Here is a 20,461-nt window from a genome sequence, read left to right on the forward strand (position 1 = left end):
AACCGGCACGGGTCCGAACCAGTCCGAATCGTCAGAACCGCGCGGCCGCGACCTGTGCGCCCTTCCAGCCGACGCCGACGAGCACCGCGAGCGGCGCGGTCAGGACGACGAGCGAGACGGCCGACCCGGCGAGGCCGCCGAGGCCGCCGAGCGCGGACGACAGGATGACGGTCCCGAGGAAGCCGCCCACGGCGAGCGCCGGCGCGACCAGCGCGTAGGCGAACAGCCAGCGCTGTCTGCGAGTGAAGTGGACGCCGTATCCCGGTCCGGGCGGGATGAGCAGGCCGCCCGCGAGGAGGACGAAGCCGACGAGCCCGAACACGAGGAGGAAAAAGCCCGCGAGCCCGTGGGCGAAGCCGTCGCTGCCGGGCGGGGGCGGGGGCATCGTGACGGCGGTCCACCAGACGACCGCGAGGAGGGCGACCCCGGCCCCGGCGACGGGGAGTTGGAGCGAACCGAGGACCGCGCGGAGCGACCATCGCATCGGGCCGACTGTCGGCCGGTGGACAGATAGCTGTACCGCAATCGCCGCCCGGGCGTCGGCTGAGTGGCGGGCGTATCCGATGCAAGCGAATCCTTTTCCCGTCCGACACCCCGAAGGAGTGACACGCATGACCGACGAGCAGACGCCGCCGCGAGGCCGCGGCCCGAACGCGGACGAACCGCACGCACTCACGGGACTGCTGTCGTTCTGGGAGACGGTCGTGGAGGACGCCGAGGCGACCGCGGCCGAGTACGAAGACGAGGGCTGGGAGACGCTCGTGCTCCACCCCGGCGACGTGACGGTGCTGCCGCCGGCGAACCTACCCGACGCGACGGAGCGCGTCGGCTTCGACGTGCTCGTCCCCGGCAGCGAGTTCGACGCGCTGTCGTCGTGGGTCGAGTCGGCCGCGTTCGACCGCTACGACGTCTACCGCGCCCGCGAGGACGACACCGTGTTCGCCGTCTCGGTCGTCCAGGACGCCGCGGCGTCGAAGGCCGTCGTCGTCCCGCTGTACTACGGGCTCGACGAGGTGGACGCGATGGAGACGAAAGCGCGAGAACGGGGCGAACTCCGGCTCTACGTCCGGCCGGTCGAGGCCGACCGACGGGTCGAGTTAGTTCAGTCCGAGCCGGAGCCGCTTTTCCCCTGACTCCGCGTCAGCGCGGAGTCGGCTCTGAACCGACCCCGCCGCGGGGCGTCACTCCTCGTCCGACAGCTCTTCTTGCCGCAGTTCTGTGCTCGCCTCGCGCACCTCGCGCATGACGCTCGAAATGCGCTCTTCGGCTTCGAGTTCCTCTTCGACCGAGAGGTCCACGCCCTCGACTTCGAGCAGGAACTTGGCGATCTCCGTCACCTCGTACATCATCTCGTCGAGTTCCTCGGCCGTGAAGAAGCCCGACATCGCGCCGTAGAGGAACGTCGCGCCCGACTTCCGGACCTTGTCGCGGAACGCAGAACGGGCCTGGTTGACCGCCTGCGGGGTGTAGGTGTCGGTCATGAAGGGGACGAGTTCGGGGAGGTTGTTCCCGATTTTCGTCATCTCGACGCCCGTCTCGGTTCGGAAGTCGGCGCAGAGCCGCGCGATTGCCCACTCGCGGGCCGTCACGTAGGTCCGCTGGCGGAGGAAGTCGTTGACGCGGTCGTACTGCGCGCCGTCGACCTTCTTGAACCGGGCGTACTTCTGGACGTCCTCGGGGACCGCGTCCTCGGCGTCCTCGGCGTCTGGGCCGGAATCGTCTCCGGCCACGTCCGTCGATTCCGCGGCCGCCTCCGAAGTCTCGGGCTCCGCGTCTGCCGGCTCCGTGTCTGCCGCGGCGTCGTCCGCCTCCGCTCGCGCGTCCGCGTCGGGGCGAGCCGTCTCCTCGGCGTCGCTCGCGCCCGTCTCGAACTGGTCGGACTCGTCTGTCATACCGCGGGCTACCGCGGCACGGCCGAAAAGGGTTCCGCGACGTTCGGTCCCCGCCGACGGGGGTGGGGCCTTCCGTTTCCGGGTAAGGGTTTTCTATCGCGCCCGCGAGATTGGGAATCATGAAGGTACTGCTCGGAATCGGTGGCAGCGACGATTCCATCCGGGCGCTCGAAACGACGGTCGAACGGACGGCCGAGGTCGGCGACGATCTCACGGTCGCTATCGTGGAGAACCCGTCGGTCGAGCGCTCGCGCGAGGACATCGAAACGCGCGTGACGGAACTGCTCGGCGAGCGCGGCGTCGACGCGACCGTCCGCCGACTCGACGGCGACCCGGGGAGCGCGCTCGTCGACCTCGCCGAGAACGAGGGGTTCGACCAGTTGGTGCTCGGCGGCGGCGAGACGAGTCCGATGGGGAAGATACAGATCGGCAACATCGCGGAGTTCGTCCTCTTGAACTCCCACGTGACCGTCACTCTGGTACGATGAGCGACCGAACGTTCTCAGACGCCGTCGCCGACCCCTACGACGCGCCGCCGCTGTCGTTCACCGACAGGGAAGACCGCACCATCGAGGTGCGCGCGCACGACGGCTCCGACGAGGAACTGGAAGCGCTCGTCGAGATGTACGACGCGTTCGACCCCTCGGACCGCGCGCAGGGCATCCCGCCGGGCCGCGAGGACCGCATCCGCGACTGGCTGGAGAACATCCTCGACGAGGACTGCCTGAACGTCATCGCGTGGGACGGCGACGAGGTGGCCGGTCACGCGACGCTCGTCCCCGACGGCGACGCCTACGAACTCGCCATCTTCGTCCACCAGACCTACCAGCGCGCCGGCATCGGCACGCGGCTCATCAAGGCGCTGCTCGGCTACGGCCGGGTGTCCGGCGTCGAGAAGGTGTGGCTCACGGTCGAGCGGTGGAACCGCGCGGCGGTCGGCCTCTACCAGACCGTCGGCTTCGAGACGAGCGACGCCGAGAGCTTCGAACTGGAGATGACCATCCGGCTCGCCGAACCGCCGGACCAGGAGGGCGGTTGAGGGCGGCGGCGGGCCGCGACGGCGACCGACGAACCGCGATTCAGACCGAGAGCACGGGCTGGCTGGCGTACAGGAGGACGTACTCGGCGGCCTTGGCGAGCACTTCTCCGGGGTCGCCCGAGACCGGCTCTCGGGGGACGACGATGAAGTCCGCGTCGAGTTCTTCTGCGGTGTCGAGGACGACGCTCCCGGGGTGGCGGAGCTTGCTCGTCCGCGAGAAGCCGTAGGCGACCGAGGTGGTGACGGGAACGTCGGCGGTCTCGGCGAGGGACGACACCGTGTCGGTGACGGCCTTGCTGTCCTCGGCGACGGCGTCCTCGTCGACGACGCCCTGCTCTATGGCGCGGACGACGTCCTCGCCGAGGACGTGGACGGCGTGGACCGCGGCGTCGTACTCGGCCGCGACGGCGGCGGCGTACTCCGCCGCGCGCGTCGCCTCCTCGCTTTGGTCGACCGGCACGAGGACGAGGTCGATAGAGAGCGGGCGCGGTGACATGTCCCCACCTGCGTCGGGGGACGACAAAAAACTCACCCCACGGTCCCGGCGGCCGGCCGCCCCAGACTGGTTTTATGCCGCCGCGCCGTGAACCCGGAGGCATGTTCGACACCATCGTCATCGCCACCGACGGTTCGGCGAGCGTTCGCCGGGCGGTCCGCGTCGCCGTCGACCTCGCAGAGCGGTTCGACGCGTCGGTTCACGCGCTGTACGTCATCGACGCCGGCGACGTGGAGACCGCGCCGGAGCGACTGCGCGAGGAGATGCGCGACGCGCTCACCGAGCGCGGCGAGGAGGCGCTCGCCGAGGTGGAGGCCGCGACCGACCGCGAGGTGACCGTCGCGGTGCGAGAGGGCCGCCCCGCGGCCGAGATTTCGAGCTACGCCCGCGAGGTGGACGCCGACGCCGTCGCCATGGGCACCCGCGGCCGACACGGCGAGAACCGCTTTCTCATCGGGAGCGTCGCCGAGCGCGTCGTCCGGACCTGCCCGGTGCCGGTGTTGACGGTCCGCCAGTTGGAAGCGGGGACGACGGACTCCCTGCTGAGCGACGAGGCCGCCTGAGCGGAGCCGCGGGTCGGTCGCCGGCCCCGGGCGTCCGACGCGGTCGCCGCCGACGGAATCGGGAGGAGTTTTCCCCGTCGCGTCCGAGTTCGGCGTATGGAAGACGAGCTTATCGACAGTTCTCGGCTCTCGCTCCCCCGCAAGTCCGTGCTCCCCGGTGCCGGATTCTTCTACCCCGACGAGTTCGACGAGGAGCGCGCCGAAGAGCGCGCCAAGGAGAAACTCGAAGACGCGTCGGTCGCGGTCGTCACCGACACCGACGCCGACGGCCTCGGCTGTGTCGCCCTCCTCCGGGAGGCCTACGACGCCGCCCTCGACGTGGCCGACTTCGAGGAACGCATCGAGGAGAGACTCGGCGACGAGGACGAAGACGAGGACGACGAGGAACCCGCCCTCGCCGGAGAAGACGAAGAAGAGCGCCCGAAATCGCCGGTCGCGCTGATGGGGTCGAGTCCGTACTCGCTGGAAGACGACCTCCAGCGCGTCGCCGACTACGCCCCCGAGGGCGTCGAGGTGTACGTCTGCGACCTCTGTCCGGACAAGTTCGAGTACGTCGAGGAAGAACTGGCCGCGCTCGTCGAGACGGCGGGCGAGATTCACTGGTACGACCACCACCAGTGGAAGCCGGAGGTCGCCGAGGCGGTCCGCGAGGCCGGCGTCGACCTCGTCGTCGGCGAGTCCGACGAGGAGTGTTCGACCGACGTGACGCTCCGCGAACTCGACTACGAGTTCGACGAGCGGTTTTCGGACCTCGCGGCCGTCACCCGCGACCACGACCTCTGGCTGAACGAAGACGAGCGGAGTCAGGACCTCGCGGACTACGCCTACTGGACCTCGAAAGAGGAGTACGTCGCCGTCGTCGGCGCGTACGGCGCTGACCTCCCGCCGGTCGTCGAGGAGTACATCGCCCACCGCCGCGTCGAAAAGGAGAACCTCATTCAGGCCGCCGTCGACCGCGCCGAACTGAAGACCGTCGGCGACTGGACGGTCGGCGTCACCTACGGCCGCTGCTCGCAGAACGAGGTCGCTGACGCCCTCCGCGAGGCGGGCGCGGACGCGGCGGTCGTCGTCAAGCCCGCCGGGAGCGCCAGCATCCGCGGCTCCGACGACTTCGAGCGGTGTCACGAGGTCGCCGACCTCGTCAACGGCGGCGGCCACCCGAAGGCCGCCGGCTGTAAGCCCGACATCTACGACGACATGCTGGACTACGCCCACCACTGGACGACGCAGGGCGCGACGACGAAGCGCGTCATCCTCCGGGCGTTCGAGCAGGTCGCCGATGCGGTCGAGAAGGAAGAAGCGGAAGCGGAAGCCGCGGCTGACGCGGACGACGACGAAGGCGTCGAGACCGAGCGCTAACGGCGAACGCGACTCGGAAAGCCAATCGGAAAAACCAGCGCCGAACCCGAATCGGGGGGTTACGCGTCGTCGACGACCCAGCGGTCGGAGTACGTCGTGCCGCAGGTACATTTGGCGTAGGCGTGGACCACGTCGCCGTCCTCGTAGATTCCGCCGACCTCCTCGTTTTGCGCCTCGGCGAACGAGAAGATGAACTTCACCTCGTGGTTCTCCTCGGCGGCCGCCTCGGGGCAGGTGCCGCCGCTGAGGTCGTCGTCGATGTCGCCGTCGTTGCCCATGGCGGTCTGGGCGAACTCCATGGCGTCCATGCCCGTGCCGGCCGCGAAGGCGCGGCGGCCGTCGTCGCCGGGGACGACGAGGACGTAGCCGTTGTCGACTTCGACGCCCATGTTCGGGAGTTTGCCCTGGCTGTCGAGGTACTCGTGGGTGAGATAGAGCGCCACGTCGTCGAGGCGCTCGCCTGCGAGGTACTCCGTTACCTTGCTCATACCCCGCCTAGTGCGGTCGGTGCGTAAAAGCGGCGTGTCTCGGAGCGCGACCGGTCACTCGTCGGACAGGCCGAACTGCTCGGCGATGTTCGAAAGCGAGTCGTTCGGGCGCTCGGTGATGCGGTACACCTGTCGGACCCCCGGCACGCGGAGGCCGTACTGGTAGCCGTCGTCCAGTTCGTCGAGTTCGACGGCGTCGCCGTCGGACCGGTCGTGTTCGCGGCACCACTCGACGAGTCGGTTCTCGCCGTCGCTCGGGGTGCGCGCGAGGCGCTTGTTGTCGTACGCGCCGCGAATCACGAGCCCCGAGGCGTCGGCCGAGAGACGGGCGTGATAGGCGGTGCCGCCGAGGTGGAGACGGACGAAGTCGCCGTCTTCGGCGAGCACGTCGTCGGGGACGCGCAGACAGGGGCGGCGGGTCCCGCCGCTGCGGGCGACGTTCGCGCGGAACGTCTGGACCGACGGATGGTCGGAGGGCAGTTGCTCTGGCACGGGAGAGAGAGGAGTGAGACGGCGTTATTCGTCGGCTTCTTCGTCGTCGCCCTCGCCGAAGGCGGCGGCGACGTCGCCCTCGCCGGCGACGACTTTCGCGTTGATCTGGACGGTCTCGCCGGAGACCTCGCGGCCGCGGACGGTGACGCGCTTGCGCTCGCCGTCGCGGGACGGCTTGTAGCCGATTCCGTCTTCGGCGAGGATTTCCTTGAGCGCGCCGCCGGGCACGTCGGGGTGCATCGGTCGGCCGGCCTTGTCCGAACCGCCCGTCAGTTCGATGGTGAACCCGTCGAGACCGACGGCCGCGCCGTCGACCTCGTCACCGAGGTCGCGGCCGAGGAATCGGTTTGCGTCCTGTCCTTCGACGTCGACTTGGTAGGTCGCACCGGTGTCGGGGTCGGCGACGACGACCATGAATTCTGCCATGCGCGGATGAAAACGGTCGCGGATAAAAAGTACGTCGAAAGCGCGTCTCGGGACCGAACCCGCCGAATCGGAGCGAAACCGCCGAATTCGGCGGTGTCAGCGAGAACGGAGTGTACTGGCAAGAGTTAACATCCGACACGACGTACACCGTAGCATGAGCAAGGATATCGCCACGCGTGAGCCTGCAGACCTCGTCAGAGCCAAATCGAGGGCGCTGGTCGGCCCCGAGCCGACGGACCTCGTCGAACGACGCCCGACGGAGTTGGTCGAACGCCGGACCGACGCGCTCGTCGAGCGCCGGACGGAGACGTTAGTCGAGGCCGAACCGACGACGCTCGTCGAGCGCTCGTGGTACGAGTGTACCACCTGCGGCTACCGCTCGGGACACGGCGTCTACGAGCGTGTCTGCCCGCAGTGCGGCGGGTCGCTGAAGAACATCGGCGTGGCTCAGGAGTGAGCCTCAGGCGACGAACGCGGTCTCGCCTCCGTTCTCGCCCTCTTCGGCTTCGGCCTCCTCGATAGACTCCCAGAGCGAACACCAGTCTTCGGGGTCGATGTAACCCTCGACCTTCGCGCAGGCACCGAAGCCGTCGCCGTTCTTGTCGGGGATGTACTCCGCGCAGTTGCCGCAGTTCCGCCCCGCTTCGGTGAGCCCCGCCTCGACGGCGTCGTCCGCCTCTTGGAACTTGACCGCCTCCTTCGTGAACAGGTCGTCGGGGTCCCGCCGCTCGTTCGCCTGCGAGAGCGCGGTCCGGTACGGTTCGGGGACCGGGCCGTGTTCGAACTCCTCCTCGGAGACGCCCTCCGGGCGCTCCTCGTCGTGGTCGTCGTCGGCCGCTTCGGTCGCCGTCGTCGTCTCCGTTTCCGTCTCCGTCTCCTGTTCGCCGCCGCCACCGCCGAGACACCCGGCGATTCCAACCACTGCACCACTCCCCGCCAGTTCGAGGAACCGTCGCCTCGTTCGGACGAATCGTACCATAGCCGGAGCTACGTCGCCGCGCGGTTTTAGTAAGTGTAGAGTTACCACGTGTCGTGGTATCTTAATCGTCTCAACTCCCGCACAGACCGCGTCGGAAAACGGCGCAGAGAGGGCTCAGAACCCGTCTTCCCACCGGAACGTCCCGTTCCGCTGGACGACCTCGCCGTCGACCTCGATGCGCGAGTCCTCGCTCATGTCGGTTATCATGTCCACGTGGACCGCGGACTGGTTGCCGTCTTCGCCCTCGGGGAGGCACGCGCCGTAAGCCCGACCGACCGCGAGGTGGATAGTGTCGCCCATCTTCTCGTCGAAGAGGATGCTGTCGGTGAAGCGGTCGATGCCGCGGTTCATGCCGATACCGAGTTCGCCGAGTCGGCGCGCGCCCTCGTCGGTGTCGAGGATGCCGGCGAGGGCGTCCTCGCCCGCGCCCGCGGAGAAGTCCACGACCTCGCCGTCCTCGAACGTCAGGAGGACGTTCTCGACGCGCTGGCCCTCCAGCGTCATCGGCACGTCGAAGAACACCTCGCCCTCGACGGCGTCTTCGACGGGCGCGGTGAACACTTCGCCCGACGGGAGGTTGTGGGAGTCGTAGGCGACCGAGGCCGCGGAGTTGACGGCGGTCCGGCCCTCGATGGACATCGTGAGGTCGGTGTCCGCCTTGACGATGCGGACCTCGGAGCCGGCGTCGAGCACGTCTTTCATGTTCGCCATCTCCTCGGCGAGTTCCGACCAGTCGCGGAGAATCGCGTCGTAGACGAAGTCGGCGTACTCCTCGAACGACATGCCGGCCTGCTGGGCCGCCGCGCGGGTCGGGTGGACCGTCGACACCCAGTCGGTGTCCATGCGCGCCTCTTTGACCTCGCTCGTGGCGCGGCCGTAGGCCTGCCGCGTCGCGGTCGGCACGTCGGCGGTCGCCGCCGTGTTGCGGGTGCCGCCGAGGAAGAGCACCGAGTCGGCGGCCTCGTAGAGGGCGAGTTCGTGTTCGGGAAGCTCGAAGTCGCCGTCGTGCGCGCGGAGGTACGCCCGCTGGACCTCCTCGGAGGCGTACGTCGTGACGACGTTCGCGCCGCGCTCGCCGAGGGCGTCGGCGACGGCGACCGCGAGGTCGTGGGCCCCCTCGCCGACGGAGACGACCACGTCGTCGCCGGCCTCGATTCGCGCGCTCCAGTCGACGAGCACCGCGGCGTGCTCGTGGATGCGTTCGTCCATACGCGACCCTCGCGCGCGGCGGTAAAAACGTCGGCGTCTGCGGGCGCGAGGCCGGCCGACCGCGGACCCGCCGCCGGCCGGGCCGGAGAGCGGGCCGAGCGTTACAGAACGCTTATCGCCCGATATTTGCCATCATCTCCCGTGACTTCCATCGCACTCGCCACCTCCGAGGACCTCCCCGGACTCGTCGACGACGACGCCCCGTTCCTCGCGGCGCTCCGGGAGCGCGGCGTGACCGCCGAGCCGGTCGTCTGGTCCGACGAATCGGTCGACTGGGACGGATTTGACGCCGTGGTCGTCCGGTCGATTTGGGACTACTACCGCCACCCGAAGGCGTACGCCGCGTGGGTCGACCGCCTGTCAGACGCCGACTGCGCGGTGTGGAACCCGACGGCGACGCTCGACTGGAACAGCCACAAGTTCTACCTGCGTGACCTCGCCGACGCCGGCGTCTCGACCCTGCCGACCGAGTACGTCGAACGCGGCGGCGACGTGGACCTCGAAGCCGTCTTCGAGACGCGAGAGTGGGACGAACTCGTCGTCAAGCCCGCCGTGAGCGCGGGTGCGTTCGAGACGAGACAGCTGAGTCGCGCGGAGGCCGCCGACGCCCAACCGTGGGTGGACGACCTCGTCGCGGAGAAAGACGTGCTGGTGCAGGAGTTCGCGCCGGACATCGAAGACGGCGAGTGGTCGCTCGTCTTCTTCGGCGACGAGTTCAGCCACGCGGTGGTCAAGCGCCCCGAGCCCGGCGACTACCGCGTCCAAGAGAAACACGGCGGGAGCGTCCACGTCGAGGAGCCGAGCGAGACGCTGCTCGACAACGCCCGGCGCGTCGTCGACGCCGTCTCGGCCCGCCTCGGCGGCGACCCGCCGCTGTACGCCCGCGTCGACGGCGTGGAGCGCGACGACGACTTCCTCCTCCTCGAAGTCGAACTCATCGAGCCCGAGCTGTTCTTCCGGACCGACGACGCCGCAGGCGACCGATTGGCCGAGGCGCTGTTGGCGCGGCTCTGAGCGGGCGGTACCGACGGCGGAGGTACGGTCTCGACGGCGAGACGGTTCGGTCCCGGCAGACGGCCGCGCACGCGCCAAACCACAACCACTACCACCCCCCGCGGACGATGCCGACGCATGCAACTAGGCGTCATCGGCCTCGGCCGGATGGGGCGCATCGTGGTCGACCGAGTGCTCGATGCCGGGCACGAGGTCGTGGCCTTCGACCTCTCGGCGGAAGCCGTCGCGGCGGCCGCCGACGCGGGTGCCGAACCCGCGGACAGCGTCGCCGACCTCGCCGACCGACTCGGCGACGACAAGCGAATCTGGCTCATGGTCCCCGCGGGCGACGCGGTGGACGCGACGCTCGACGACCTCGACCCGCATCTCGACGGGGACGACGTGGTCGTCGACGGCGGCAACTCACACTTCGAGGAGTCGGTGCGGCGCGCCGAGGCGTGCTCGGCGGCCTACCTCGACTGCGGGACCTCCGGCGGTCCGGCCGGTGCCGAACTCGGCTTCTCGCTCATGGTCGGCGGCCCCGAGTGGGCCTACGACGAGCTAACCCCCGTCTTCGACGCCGTGGCGACCGGCCCCGCCGGCCACGGCCACATGGGCGAGTCGGGGTCCGGCCACTACGTGAAGATGGTCCACAACGGCGTCGAGTACGCGCTGATGCAGGCGTACGGCGAGGGCTTCGAACTGCTCGCCGAGGGCCGCTACGACCTCGACCTCGAATCGGTCGCCAAGACGTGGAACAACGGCGCGGTCATCCGCTCGTGGCTCCTCGAACTCTGCGAGGAGGCGTTCCGCGAGGAGGGAAGCGACCTCGGCGACGTGGACGACCACGTCGCGGGCGGCTCGACCGGTACGTGGACGGTCCAAGAGGCGCTCGAACAGGAGGTCCCGGTCCCGCTCATCTACCAGTCGCTCGCCGAGCGGTTCGGCTCCCGCGCCGACGACCGCTTCTCCCGCCGCCTCGCCAACCGGCTCCGGTACGGCTTCGGCCGCCACGAGGTCGCGCGGAAAGACGACTGAGGGAACGACGCGTCGGCTTCGGCACAGCGGCCGGGTCCCCTCGATACTGTGGGAACCTCTGCGAGACCCGCGTCTCGGCGGCGAAATCGACCGCCCGCGGGTGCCGCCACAATCACAATTTCCTTAACCCCTCCCTCCATATCCGCCCTTATGGCAGTCATCAGTCTGGTGGGTGTCGGGGCCGGTATGGTCCTGGTACTCCTCGTCGTCGCCCTGCACTACTCGAAGGGCACCGGCTGGGAGCCGACCGCCGACATCACACAGGAGGTCCTCGAACGCCGCGCGGCGACCGTCGCAGAGACCGACTTCCCCGAGCCGATGAACCGCTCTATCGGCGGCGGCGGCGTCGCCGCTGTCGGGGCCGGTGAAGAGGGGGCCGAACTCGAAGGCGAGGAGGCGGAAGAAGAACAGAGTCCCGCCGACATGCCCGAAGACGAAGTCGAGTACTTCGAAGTCGAGTTCGTCAAGCAGGGCGAGACCATCGAACTGGCGAGCAACGAGACGGTGCTCGACCAGGGCGAAGACGCCGGGATGGACCTCCCGTACGCGTGCCGACAGGGCCAGTGTGTCTCCTGTTCCGCGAAGATTACCGACGGCCCCGCCGACGAGTACGTGACTCACTTCAAACAGGAAACCCTCTCAGACGAGGAGATGGACAACGGCTACACGCTCACCTGCGTCGCCTACCCGAAAGCCGACTTCACCATCGAAACCGGCGAAGCGCCGTAACGCGCCGAATCGCAACCACCCACCGTTTCTCGCGACGCCGTCCACCCTCCGAGCCGCGCCCGTCCCGTTTGTGCCCGCCTGTCGGCTCCCGGGTGAAGGGTGTCACTCCCCCTCACTGCCCGCTCGACCGACGACGACGCTAATCGACGGTTTCAAACGGTCTCCGCGAGTCTCACCTGTTCAGTGTCCCTCCCCGAAGGCGGTTCCCTCACCGAAGGCGACCTCAAACGCCCGATGTTCGAACTGGCGTGGCCGATTATCGTCACCGAACTCCTCCAGGTGGCGTACAACCTCGCCGACACCGTCTGGCTCGGCCGACTCTCGACCGACGCCGTCGCCGCCATCAGCCTCGCGTTTCCGCTCATCTTCCTGCTCATCTCCGTCGGCGGCGGCTTCACCGTCGCCGGGAGCACGCTCGTCGCCCAGTACACCGGCGCGAAAAGCGAGGGCTCCGCCGGGACCGTCGCCGGACAGACGCTCACGTTCATCACCGTCATCGCCGTCGTCGTCGGCGTCATCGGCTTTTTCGCCACCGACGCGATGCTCGGCGTCCTCCCGAGTTCGGAGGCGACCGCCGGGCAGGTCATCCCCCTCGCCGGCGACTACATGCGCGTGTTCTTCCTCGGCCTGCCGTTCCTGTTCGGCTTCTTCGTCTTCTCCGCGCTCATGCGCGGCTACGGCAACACCCGCGCCCCGATGGTCGTGATGTTCATCAGCGTCGTCATCAACATCGTCATCGACCCCGTGTTCATCTTCGGGTTCGACGCCAATCCGCTGTTTTCGATGCTCGGATTAGAGGGCGTTCAAGCGAGCCTCTTCACCGCCACGGGCTTTGACGGCTTCAAAGTCGCCGGCGCGGCGTACGCGACGGTCCTCTCTCGCGCCGTCGCCACCGTCATCGGCATCTACGTCATCTTCGGGACGAGCGCCGGCCCCGACGTGCAGCTCGCCGACTTCCGCCCGCAGTTCGAGTACATCAAGAAAATCGTCGATATCGGCGTCCCGAGCGCCATCGAGCAGTCCGCCACCGCCCTCGGCTTCATCACCCTCACCGCGATGGTCGTCACGTTCAAACCCGAAGTCGTCGCCGCGTTCGGCCTCGGCAACCGCCTCACGTCGCTGGTGTTCCTCCCGGCGCTCGGCCTCGGACGGGCGACGAACACCATCGTCGGCCAGAACCTCGGCGCGAAGAAACCGGAGCGCGCCGAGAGCGCCGTCTGGCTCGCCGCCAAGGTCGGCGCGAGCGTCATGCTCGTCACCGGCGTCCTCGCGTACGTCTTCGCCGAACCCGTCGTCGCGTTCTTCCTCCAGACCGGGACGGCCTCGGCCGCCCAAACCATCGATCTCGGCGTCGAGTACATCCGCATCCGCGCGTTCGAGTTCGGCTTCATCGGCGTCCTCCAGGTCGTCCTCGGCGCGTACCGCGGCGCGGGGAACACGAAGACCGCCCTCGGCTTCTCGCTGTTCGCGCTCTGGTTGGGCCGCGTCCCAATCGTCTACCTGCTTTCGTTCCAGTTCGGCTTCGCCGAGACGGGCATCTGGCTCGGGATGGCCGTCGGGCAGATTCTCGGCGCGATTGCGGCCACGGCGTGGTTCACCCGAGGCACGTGGAAACACAGCGTCGTCGACGCCGACGCGACCGGAACGTAATCGGCCGCCGGCACGGGTTCCACAACGGTTTTACGTCGGTACCGTGTAGCTCCCTCCGCTGAGGGCCCGTAGCTCAGTGGACAGAGTGCTTGGTTCCGGACCAAGATGTCGCGGGTTCAAATCCCGTCGGGTCCGTCCCGCTTCGTACCGTTTTGAATTCAACAGACAGCGTTGAGTTCCTTTTATACTAGGTGCCCAGCACGTCGGTGAGTTCGGTACGCTCCGTACCGCGGGTCGTCGCCATCACGCGATTCTGTAGAGTCAAACGCGGGCAAAGTAATTAGTGCTAGGCAAAAGACCGAGGTGCATATCGGAACCGGGTTGCGGGACCAATTGATTGTCAGTAATCTGTGACAACTATATATTGTACTCAATGGCGCTTGAAGGGGCCTCCACCAATAGGTGAGTGAAGTGACAAACCTAAAACAGAACCTAACGAATATCTGGAAGGCCTAGCTCGTCTCGAACATCGTATATTAGATCATACCACAATTCGAAGTCGTCTATGTCTGCGTTTTTATCAACCCATTTTGTGAAGTCATCTTTGGCTGTCCAGACGAGTTCGTAGTGTCTTGTGCCGTCGTTGCGTGTTCCGAACCCCTCTATTACATCATCGCCCTGTTTCTCAGCAAACGCTTCGATGAAATCATCTGGAAATAGGTCTTCCGCCTCAACGTCTTCACCATCTTTTGGACGCCAGCGAGAATATTTGGATATTTCTCGATTATTGTCGAATTGTAGCCTGCTAGTCAGCACTGTATGTGCTTTGTCACCTGGGCCATCATCGTCTAACAGCGCATGGACCGTCTTTTCGCCATCAAAAATCCGGTTTAGAACGACAGTATCTTTGACCACATCTTTGGCCCCCTCGGCACTGACAATATGGATCCCCTCCAGCAAATCACCGTCGGGGTAGCACCGTGCAGCCGACTTCAGATATTTTTCGTCGGTTGTTCCTTCAACTATCAAAATCCCATCACAGGTGTCAGATATAGAGTCAATTATGTCCAAGGCAGTTGGAACCGACCGTGATCCAGTTAGCAGTCGTTTCGCTCTCCTTATCGAGTCCTGCCTGCTTGAACCACTCTCGACTATAGTTTGTCCGACTGAATTTTTGGACACAGTGAACACCCCTGCTTCAGAATCATTTGTGAGCAGGAATGGCGAATGGGTAGTTGCAATCAGACTGATGTCGGACTGGGATGTAAACGACTCAAGTTCATTGGCAAGAGACGCATGCCGTTCAGGATGGAGAAAAGCTTCCGGCTCTTCAATCGCAAAAACGACTGCACGCCGGGATGCATCAGCAATAAACGACATAATCATCTGAATTACTGCGCTCCTTACACCAGTTCCTTTGAGATGGAGAGGAGTCTCAACTGAATCATCCATCTGGATATCTACGTCTGCTAAGGTACTCTCGACGGTTCCGAGCTTTGGAGATAAATTAACGCTCTGGATGCCAGGGATGTGATTAGAAAGCTGTTTAGTGATATATTCATCAACCGAGTCAAGAATGTCTTCCTCCAGATATGTGCGATAGTTTTCTCTATGTGTCTTTGCTGTCTCGATTTCATCTCTGAAACGTTCAGACAGCACTTGGGCAAAGAGTTCGTTGAACCCTCTCTGAAGTAGGCTATCAAGATCCTCTCCGCTCTCGATATCAACTAGACGAACAACCTCATGAAACTGGTTCAGAGCCTTTTCCAACAATTCTTCGTCGCCTTTGCGCGACCCCGCCCCGTTGGCTAAGAACAGCTCTTGACGACTGTCCTTCTCAGTGGTGTGCTTAACGTAAAATCTGACTCTGTCTTGATCCGCGAAGGTTTCAGATTTTGCATCAGGAACCGACCGTTCATATTCATCTACATATCTGAGGAGCGTTTTGTAAGGGCCTCTCTTTCGCTCCATTTCGAAATCTAAGGTGATAGTCGGATACGCCCACTTCTTTTGTTTTGGCATATCCAGTTCAGGGCTGTAATCACGCCGTCCTTCAGGACGAAGGGCTAACTGCAACGCTCGTATGATATTGGATTTCCCGACGTTATTGGGTCCAACAATATAGTTTCCACTTGGGGACAATTCCATCAAGGCGTACTCCTCATCCCCCTCATCGAAAATAGAGCGATAGTTCTTGATACGTATTCGGCTTAATCTCATAGATCGCCTTTCTCCATTCGGGAAGTTGATTATCTCACTAGCTAATAAGTTTCAGGAGAGTTGTCATCAGGAGTCTGCCTTTATTCAAGTTCTTCTTTAGAGGCTTCCCCGCTAAGATAACGCTCACCGAGGTCCGTAATTCGGTACATTGCTTTCGTCTCGTGGACCCGCTCGGCAAGTCCATTTTCCGCTAATACTCGACACCGCTGAGAGACGTACCGATTGTCGTAGTCAATATTGAACGCAATCGTACTGGGATTCGCAGCAATCCCCGACTCCTGGAGTAACTCAAGGATGGCGTCATCAGCCCGAGTCATCCAGCTAACGCGGGGTCTCATCAGGCGGTATCTTTCTAACCAATTACAAAACACCGCCGTTCTGTAATTAGTAAGTGCATATTCGTATTTCAAAAACTACGAATATGCATACATCTATTGCCTTTGTCCCGAATTATCTTGGAAGGATGTTATCCGAAGAAAGCGACATCGTGGACTCAGTCATTGAGAGAGTATCCGCGACCCATTTCCAAGAGTGGAGGAAAGATCAGCGAGTTTCAGAGAATATTCGAGAAGGGCGGGTATGGCTAAACAAGCCTCCAACAGAGAAGCCTCCAGAGCAACACAGCCCGAGTCAACTATACCAATGTCACCGAAAAATCGTCTATAGACAACTGAACACTCCTGAGGAGAGTGGTGATCCGGATGGCATCTTCTGGACTGGCTCGAAATTTGAAGAGGAGGTGGCGATGCCATATCTGCAAGCCGTAGTGAGGGATCTCGCCTACGTCCGGAATTCGATGTGGGTGGACTACACTATCGAAGGAGAGCATGGTGAGATACGAATTCGGGGAGAGACAGATCCAGTCATCGTCAACGCAGAGAGCGAGCCACTACTTCTCACGGAAATCAAGACGAAACAGTCAATCGTCGGTCTCTCGGAACCGAACGACCACCATCTCGCGCAATTATTCGCGTACATGGAAGGGCTCTCCCGGAAGTGGGAGACCGAAATAAGAGATGGGCTGGTAATCTACGGAGACCGGACAACTCTGGCAATCAAGGTGTTCCATATCCAATTCGACGCAGACTGGTGGTATCGTGCCGTGGTCAAATGGGCAAAGACACACACTGAGTACAGACTGAACAGACGACTGCCTCCTCCCGATCCAGAGTTCAATTGGGAGTGCAACTTCTGTTCGTACAAACACCGATGTGGCCAAGCTTCGGACACCATTTTCGCTGATGTTGGTGCTGTTGGATTCCTCCCCTTATTCGACCAATATCCTGAAGAGAAGGTGAAGAAGTATCTCGAAGCTCACGAAGGATCCAAGCTCATTCCGACGCTAGCGCACCAGTTCCCCGACTTAGCGGATCGGTTTGATGTCCACCCGTGGCGCTGTCAGCGCTGTTCTGTGACCCACGCGTTCGAGTCCGTCGGTTGGGATGGAAATACCGAAGAGCCACCAATCTGTCCGACCTGCATCAAGGATGGAATCCCGGTTTCGATGGTAGAGCCAGATCCAGAGAGCCAGCAAGTAGTTACGGAGGACGAGTGACGGGCGATGGCCGAAACTGGGACACGCAAGGCAGAATCAATCAAAAAGAGATGTTGCATTCAGTGTGGCTCGCGTAACCTCGACACGTCTTTTCCAGACTATGATTTCATCTGTGAGTCCTGTGGGTTGGTCGTTAAGGATATCTCAGAGATAGACGCCGTCCAACAACGGCGATTAAGGGCAACTACGGAAGCGGATCTTGAGCAGAACCTCCAGGAGTGGTCGGACTATTCCACGGTGACGAACAGCACTGAGAGCAGAATCGTTCGAGCAATAGAGATCCTCGAAGAAGTTGCTGATTCACTACGTCTCTCAGTTGAATTACGGCAGGAGACAGCAGAGGTATACGGCGAAGCAGCGAAAGCAGGCGCGACTGACGGAAGAGCGACGGAGTTACTCGTAGCATGTTCCATTGTCATCGCCTCCCGAGAGAAGCAAGTCCCTCGCCCTATCGTTAGAGTTGCACGCGCGGTGGGCGTCGATGAAGGCAAACTAAGACGAATAGTACGGGCCGTCCAACCAGAGGTCAAGGGGAAGCAAATTACGTGTCCTCCTGAGGATTACATTGGTTACTTGAGTCGAGAACTGGCGCTCGATGGTTCGGTCCAGAGTTCCGCAGAAGAGATTATTCACGCTGCCAATGAGGACGGGCTGACTACTGGGAAAAGCCCAGCGGGGGTCGCTGGTGCTGCGCTCTATGGTGCAGCGGAAGGGTCGGTGTCGCAACGCGAGGTCGCAGAGGTTGCGGGCGTTTCCAAGGAAACCATTCGATCACGTCTCAAAGAACTCCGCAGCGGAGGTATGTTAGATGGCTGAATTGGCTGAGAATCTTCTGAACCCAGATGCACCTCCGACAGACACCAGGGCTGCTGTTTACGCTCGGACCTCCTCTACGAACCAACGGTTTGGCTACTCAATCGACGAGCAGGTACGCCAGTGCATCGAGCGGTGTGGGCTCATGGGCTGGGAGACAGCCTACCTGTTCAAAGACGAAGCGGAGAGCGGGAAGGACACCGACCGACCGATGTTCCAGCAGATGATGCGGGCTGCGAAGAACAAGTGCTTCGACGTAGTCGTGTTCTGGAAGCTCGACCGTTTCTCCCGTAGTCTCTTGCACGCCGTCGAACTGGAGGCAGAACTGCGAGAGCACGATGTCGCACTTCACAGCGTGACCGAGCAGATCGATACGACAACGTCCGCTGGCCGGTTCAATTTCCGGAACATCGCCAGTGCAGCGGAATTCGAACGGGACATGATTTCAGAACGCACTCAGATGGGGCTGAAGGCACTCGCACTAGAGAAGCGCTGGCCGAACGACCGTCCGCCTGTTGGCTACCGGAAAAATGCCGAAGGCAGGTTAGATATCGACTCCAAAGAGGCAGAGTTGGTCAAGGAGATCTTCAGTCGGTATTTGCATCTCAAATCGATGCCGCAGCTCGCGCACGAACTCAACGATGACGGGCGGACTACAGAGGTGATTAGAGAATGGACTCCGCGAGCAGTGCGAGACGTCCTCACCAACGAACTGTATACGGGTCTCTATTCTGTGGCGGATGTCATTGAATTCGTGCCCGAGTATCGGATCATCTCAAAGGAGCAATTTGAGCAGGTTACCAAGGTTCGTCATCGCTTCAAATCAACCTCTGACTCTCGTCGAAATCCAATGCCTCAGAGTCGAAAAGCGAGGCTCGTCGAGTCGGTTATCAATGAGTACCGGTCGTATCTCGAAGAAGAGAGTTCTGAGTGACACGGCATATTAGTTCGTCATTGAGTAGGGAGGTACCAAATGTAATGGCCATTCCCAATGTGTTTTCCTTTGACTTTCCCCTCATCTTCCAACTCTTTTAATTTCTGAACAAGTGGTTTTGCATTCGTTTCCAAAGCGTTCTGAACTTCAACCGTCCGAAGGGGGTCGGGGCCGAGAAGATCCAGAATTTCGTCCCGGGAAACCTCAGTTTCATAGATTGGATCACCGTCCTCTGTTTCGAGATGAAGACCCGCGTCGTTACCGCGTTTGACTACCTCATCACCGGTCATGAGCAGTAAATTATCGATATTACGAGCTCGTCGTCGGGCGCTTTTTGTAAAAGATGAGGTTGTTGCAATCACGACTTCGTCTGCTTGGTACTCATTGTCTACGAGAAGCCCAGCCATTCTCTGAACAGGCTCAATTCCAATGGATTGGGTACTGTAGCGTTTCGCTTGAATCAGTACGCGGTGACTTTCACCGTCTGCCAAAATGTCAATCCCGTCATCGGCGCTTCGGGGTGTCAGTTCACACTCATACCCCTCTGCCCGCCAAACATCTGCCACATATTCCTCGAAACTAGTTGGCGTTAAAGAAAGTAGGTCAGGTACTGAAACAGCAGGCCGACCCTCTCGTGTTGCTTCTGCAGCGGTATTTTTGTCTTGTTGACTACGTTCATTTGATTGCTGATGGTGTGGAGAATTAACCTCCACTTCTGGACCAAAAATGTCCACAACAGTTTGGATAGTAGTGTTTCTGAACACCGAAGAGAAGGCATGTAATTTGTACTCATATCCATCAGCGTGGATTACTAAACCGGGACTAATGGCAGTGAAGTTTGGATCCTCAAACGGAAATTCGACTACTTGGTCGCCCCCCTCCTGACCAACGAAAATCATCACTCGTTGATCTGTCACGAGTAAGATGCTGCAATAAGCGGAATCTGAGGAAAGGTATCCAGTCCAACCATCGTACATAAGTCCCTCTTGAATTCGACTAAATTCAATCCGCGACAACTTCTCTAACTCCTCTTTTTCTTCGACACGGAATTTCAGTACTCTATCTTCAGCGATTCCGGTGAAATGAGGTTGCTCACCTGATCGAAGATAGTCTACAGGGGGATCACCGTACAACCAATCCTGAGCCAGTGGTGGGACATATCCATTAAAATCACAGCGAAGAGCTGACCCCCATACAACCCCTTCTGCTTGTTCAATCAGGGTGTCAATATCCATAGGTCAAGCATAGCAGTCGTTTGTTATGAACATTTGCGAATTATGCAATCTTTCAACAGATCAATATGAGCGAAGTACCGTGGTTTTCAGGGAAAGAGCAGATCAAATATTGTTGGATACTCTTAGCGCCGCCCAAGACAAGCCGAACCATATCTTGACGTAGGTGTTCTCACTGGGGAACGCAAACTGATATTCAATTTGGTGACTTTTCGTCAATAGTAATCACCGATTTGAGCACCGAATAGTTTGCAAAGTGCACGCTCTGTATTCAGCAGACTTGAGCAAGCCAATCAACATACGAACAACTCATTGAGGGCAACTTCAGATTTCATGTGCCACTCTGTTACGGGTCGGGACAACACCTCGGCCAAGTGGCTGAGTCAAACTCTCCGCACCACTTATGAATCCCAA

The 20,461-nt window shown here is 62.1% G+C and carries 23 protein-coding genes and 1 tRNA gene; 14 read left to right on the top strand and 10 right to left on the bottom strand.

All coding sequences use genetic code 11. The features are described 5' to 3' along the window. Positions 1–31 precede the first annotated feature (31 nt). Positions 32–484, bottom strand: coding sequence for a hypothetical protein (locus BN996_RS02240; protein ID WP_089776975.1), 453 nt, complete (start codon positions 482–484; stop codon positions 32–34). A gap of 127 nt (positions 485–611) precedes the next feature. On the opposite strand from BN996_RS02240, the gene BN996_RS02245 reads away from it, so the two are divergent. Then, positions 612–1,133: a DUF7529 family protein gene (locus BN996_RS02245; protein ID WP_089776976.1), complete on the top strand. Its 522-nt coding sequence runs from the start codon at positions 612–614 to the stop codon at positions 1,131–1,133. Between the two features lie 48 nt (positions 1,134–1,181). Here BN996_RS02245 and BN996_RS02250 read toward each other — a convergent pair whose 3' ends face one another. Next, complete coding sequence (locus BN996_RS02250) at positions 1,182–1,892, bottom strand: DUF5806 family protein (protein WP_089776977.1); 711 nt, start codon at positions 1,890–1,892, stop codon at positions 1,182–1,184. 119 nt (positions 1,893–2,011) lie between these two features. On the opposite strand from BN996_RS02250, the gene BN996_RS02255 reads away from it, so the two are divergent. Then, positions 2,012–2,380: a universal stress protein gene (locus tag BN996_RS02255; protein ID WP_089776978.1), complete on the top strand. Its 369-nt coding sequence runs from the start codon at positions 2,012–2,014 to the stop codon at positions 2,378–2,380. Further along, the gene (locus BN996_RS02260) at positions 2,377–2,931 is read left to right on the top strand and encodes a GNAT family N-acetyltransferase (protein WP_089776979.1); all 555 of its coding nucleotides are present in this window, start codon (positions 2,377–2,379) and stop codon (positions 2,929–2,931) included. Before BN996_RS02255 ends, BN996_RS02260 begins: the two co-directional genes overlap by 4 nt. Positions 2,932–2,971: 40 nt before the next feature. On the opposite strand, the gene BN996_RS02265 is transcribed toward BN996_RS02260, so the two are convergent. Then, on the bottom strand, positions 2,972–3,427 hold the full coding sequence (locus BN996_RS02265; RefSeq protein ID WP_089776980.1) for a universal stress protein: 456 nt from the start codon (positions 3,425–3,427) through the stop codon (positions 2,972–2,974). Between the two features lie 101 nt (positions 3,428–3,528). On the opposite strand from BN996_RS02265, the gene BN996_RS02270 reads away from it, so the two are divergent. Continuing rightward, on the top strand, positions 3,529–3,990 hold the full coding sequence (locus tag BN996_RS02270; protein WP_187367430.1) for a universal stress protein: 462 nt from the start codon (positions 3,529–3,531) through the stop codon (positions 3,988–3,990). Between the two features lie 96 nt (positions 3,991–4,086). Next, complete coding sequence (locus tag BN996_RS02275; protein ID WP_089776982.1) at positions 4,087–5,349, top strand: DHH family phosphoesterase; 1,263 nt, start codon at positions 4,087–4,089, stop codon at positions 5,347–5,349. Positions 5,350–5,408: 59 nt separating this feature from the next. Here BN996_RS02275 and BN996_RS02280 read toward each other — a convergent pair whose 3' ends face one another. From BN996_RS02280 to BN996_RS02290, 3 genes are read right to left on the bottom strand one after another with little or no spacing between them, the layout of a single operon-like run. Further along, complete coding sequence (locus BN996_RS02280; RefSeq protein WP_089776983.1) at positions 5,409–5,837, bottom strand: DUF5807 family protein; 429 nt, start codon at positions 5,835–5,837, stop codon at positions 5,409–5,411. Between the two features lie 54 nt (positions 5,838–5,891). Continuing rightward, the gene (locus BN996_RS02285) at positions 5,892–6,329 is read right to left on the bottom strand and encodes a DUF7112 family protein (RefSeq protein WP_089776984.1); all 438 of its coding nucleotides are present in this window, start codon (positions 6,327–6,329) and stop codon (positions 5,892–5,894) included. A 24-nt stretch (positions 6,330–6,353) separates the two neighbouring features. Next, the gene (locus BN996_RS02290) at positions 6,354–6,755 is read right to left on the bottom strand and encodes a 30S ribosomal protein S6e (protein ID WP_089776985.1); all 402 of its coding nucleotides are present in this window, start codon (positions 6,753–6,755) and stop codon (positions 6,354–6,356) included. Between the two features lie 154 nt (positions 6,756–6,909). On the opposite strand from BN996_RS02290, the gene BN996_RS02295 reads away from it, so the two are divergent. Next, positions 6,910–7,212 (top strand): rubrerythrin-like domain-containing protein, encoded by a 303-nt coding sequence (locus tag BN996_RS02295; RefSeq protein ID WP_089776986.1) that lies wholly within the window; start codon positions 6,910–6,912, stop codon positions 7,210–7,212. A 3-nt stretch (positions 7,213–7,215) separates the two neighbouring features. Here the strand turns inward: BN996_RS02295 and BN996_RS02300 are convergent, their stop codons facing one another. Both BN996_RS02300 and BN996_RS02305 read right to left on the bottom strand, forming a co-directional pair. Next, the gene (locus tag BN996_RS02300) at positions 7,216–7,734 is read right to left on the bottom strand and encodes a high-potential iron-sulfur protein (RefSeq protein ID WP_089776987.1); all 519 of its coding nucleotides are present in this window, start codon (positions 7,732–7,734) and stop codon (positions 7,216–7,218) included. Between the two features lie 114 nt (positions 7,735–7,848). Further along, on the bottom strand, positions 7,849–8,943 hold the full coding sequence (locus BN996_RS02305; RefSeq protein ID WP_089776988.1) for an aminopeptidase: 1,095 nt from the start codon (positions 8,941–8,943) through the stop codon (positions 7,849–7,851). 141 nt (positions 8,944–9,084) lie between these two features. On the opposite strand from BN996_RS02305, the gene BN996_RS02310 reads away from it, so the two are divergent. The 5 genes from BN996_RS02310 to BN996_RS02330 all read left to right on the top strand — a co-directional run bounded on the left by BN996_RS02310 (position 9,085) and on the right by BN996_RS02330 (position 13,488). Continuing rightward, positions 9,085–9,957, top strand: coding sequence for an ATP-grasp domain-containing protein (locus BN996_RS02310; protein WP_089776989.1), 873 nt, complete (start codon positions 9,085–9,087; stop codon positions 9,955–9,957). A gap of 117 nt (positions 9,958–10,074) precedes the next feature. Continuing rightward, positions 10,075–10,974: a phosphogluconate dehydrogenase (NAD(+)-dependent, decarboxylating) gene (gene gnd / locus BN996_RS02315; RefSeq protein WP_089776990.1), complete on the top strand. Its 900-nt coding sequence runs from the start codon at positions 10,075–10,077 to the stop codon at positions 10,972–10,974. Between the two features lie 150 nt (positions 10,975–11,124). Next, entirely contained in the window at positions 11,125–11,703 is a 579-nt protein-coding gene (locus BN996_RS02320; RefSeq protein ID WP_089776991.1) for a 2Fe-2S iron-sulfur cluster-binding protein, read from the top strand. A gap of 183 nt (positions 11,704–11,886) precedes the next feature. Further along, positions 11,887–13,353, top strand: a complete 1,467-nt coding sequence (locus tag BN996_RS02325) for an MATE family efflux transporter (protein ID WP_310894078.1) — start codon at positions 11,887–11,889, stop codon at positions 13,351–13,353. Between the two features lie 62 nt (positions 13,354–13,415). Beyond that, positions 13,416–13,488: transfer RNA gene (locus BN996_RS02330), tRNA-Arg, on the top strand. A gap of 297 nt (positions 13,489–13,785) precedes the next feature. On the opposite strand, the gene BN996_RS02335 is transcribed toward BN996_RS02330, so the two are convergent. Next, entirely contained in the window at positions 13,786–15,513 is a 1,728-nt protein-coding gene (locus tag BN996_RS02335; protein ID WP_089776992.1) for an AAA family ATPase, read from the bottom strand. Positions 15,514–15,976: 463 nt separating this feature from the next. On the opposite strand from BN996_RS02335, the gene BN996_RS02345 reads away from it, so the two are divergent. The 3 genes from BN996_RS02345 to BN996_RS02355 are packed head-to-tail and all read left to right on the top strand — an operon-like array spanning position 15,977 to position 18,815. After that, positions 15,977–17,068, top strand: coding sequence for a CRISPR-associated protein Cas4 (locus BN996_RS02345; RefSeq protein WP_209446880.1), 1,092 nt, complete (start codon positions 15,977–15,979; stop codon positions 17,066–17,068). Between the two features lie 6 nt (positions 17,069–17,074). Continuing rightward, positions 17,075–17,884 carry a transcription initiation factor IIB gene (locus BN996_RS02350; RefSeq protein ID WP_089776994.1) on the top strand — a complete coding sequence of 270 codons (810 nt, stop codon included), beginning with the start codon at positions 17,075–17,077 and terminating at the stop codon, positions 17,882–17,884. After that, complete coding sequence (locus BN996_RS02355; RefSeq protein WP_089776995.1) at positions 17,877–18,815, top strand: recombinase family protein; 939 nt, start codon at positions 17,877–17,879, stop codon at positions 18,813–18,815. The genes BN996_RS02350 and BN996_RS02355 overlap by 8 nt, the downstream gene beginning before the upstream one ends. A 17-nt stretch (positions 18,816–18,832) precedes the next feature. Here the strand turns inward: BN996_RS02355 and BN996_RS02360 are convergent, their stop codons facing one another. Next, positions 18,833–20,050, bottom strand: coding sequence for a restriction endonuclease (locus BN996_RS02360; protein WP_089776996.1), 1,218 nt, complete (start codon positions 20,048–20,050; stop codon positions 18,833–18,835). Positions 20,051–20,461: the final 411 nt, after the last annotated feature.

It is taken from the genome of Haloferax massiliensis, from assembly GCF_001368915.1.
Lineage (GTDB): Archaea > Halobacteriota > Halobacteria > Halobacteriales > Haloferacaceae > Haloferax > Haloferax massiliensis.

Coding starts and splice junctions, on each gene's coding strand:
- BN996_RS02320 (WP_089776991.1), top strand. CDS start 11,125: ATGGCAGTCATCAGTCTGGTGGGTGTCGGGGCCGGTATGGTCCTGGTA.
- BN996_RS02240 (WP_089776975.1), bottom strand. CDS start 484: ATGCGATGGTCGCTCCGCGCGGTCCTCGGTTCGCTCCAACTCCCCGTC.
- BN996_RS02270 (WP_187367430.1), top strand. CDS start 3,529: ATGTTCGACACCATCGTCATCGCCACCGACGGTTCGGCGAGCGTTCGC.
- BN996_RS02275 (WP_089776982.1), top strand. CDS start 4,087: ATGGAAGACGAGCTTATCGACAGTTCTCGGCTCTCGCTCCCCCGCAAG.
- gnd (WP_089776990.1), top strand. CDS start 10,075: ATGCAACTAGGCGTCATCGGCCTCGGCCGGATGGGGCGCATCGTGGTC.
- BN996_RS02355 (WP_089776995.1), top strand. CDS start 17,877: ATGGCTGAATTGGCTGAGAATCTTCTGAACCCAGATGCACCTCCGACA.
- BN996_RS02260 (WP_089776979.1), top strand. CDS start 2,377: ATGAGCGACCGAACGTTCTCAGACGCCGTCGCCGACCCCTACGACGCG.
- BN996_RS02290 (WP_089776985.1), bottom strand. CDS start 6,755: ATGGCAGAATTCATGGTCGTCGTCGCCGACCCCGACACCGGTGCGACC.
- BN996_RS02245 (WP_089776976.1), top strand. CDS start 612: ATGACCGACGAGCAGACGCCGCCGCGAGGCCGCGGCCCGAACGCGGAC.
- BN996_RS02250 (WP_089776977.1), bottom strand. CDS start 1,892: ATGACAGACGAGTCCGACCAGTTCGAGACGGGCGCGAGCGACGCCGAG.
- BN996_RS02300 (WP_089776987.1), bottom strand. CDS start 7,734: ATGGTACGATTCGTCCGAACGAGGCGACGGTTCCTCGAACTGGCGGGG.
- BN996_RS02360 (WP_089776996.1), bottom strand. CDS start 20,050: ATGGATATTGACACCCTGATTGAACAAGCAGAAGGGGTTGTATGGGGG.
- BN996_RS02295 (WP_089776986.1), top strand. CDS start 6,910: ATGAGCAAGGATATCGCCACGCGTGAGCCTGCAGACCTCGTCAGAGCC.
- BN996_RS02255 (WP_089776978.1), top strand. CDS start 2,012: ATGAAGGTACTGCTCGGAATCGGTGGCAGCGACGATTCCATCCGGGCG.
- BN996_RS02345 (WP_209446880.1), top strand. CDS start 15,977: ATGTTATCCGAAGAAAGCGACATCGTGGACTCAGTCATTGAGAGAGTA.
- BN996_RS02265 (WP_089776980.1), bottom strand. CDS start 3,427: ATGTCACCGCGCCCGCTCTCTATCGACCTCGTCCTCGTGCCGGTCGAC.
- BN996_RS02350 (WP_089776994.1), top strand. CDS start 17,075: ATGGCCGAAACTGGGACACGCAAGGCAGAATCAATCAAAAAGAGATGT.
- BN996_RS02280 (WP_089776983.1), bottom strand. CDS start 5,837: ATGAGCAAGGTAACGGAGTACCTCGCAGGCGAGCGCCTCGACGACGTG.
- BN996_RS02335 (WP_089776992.1), bottom strand. CDS start 15,513: ATGAGATTAAGCCGAATACGTATCAAGAACTATCGCTCTATTTTCGAT.
- BN996_RS02305 (WP_089776988.1), bottom strand. CDS start 8,943: ATGGACGAACGCATCCACGAGCACGCCGCGGTGCTCGTCGACTGGAGC.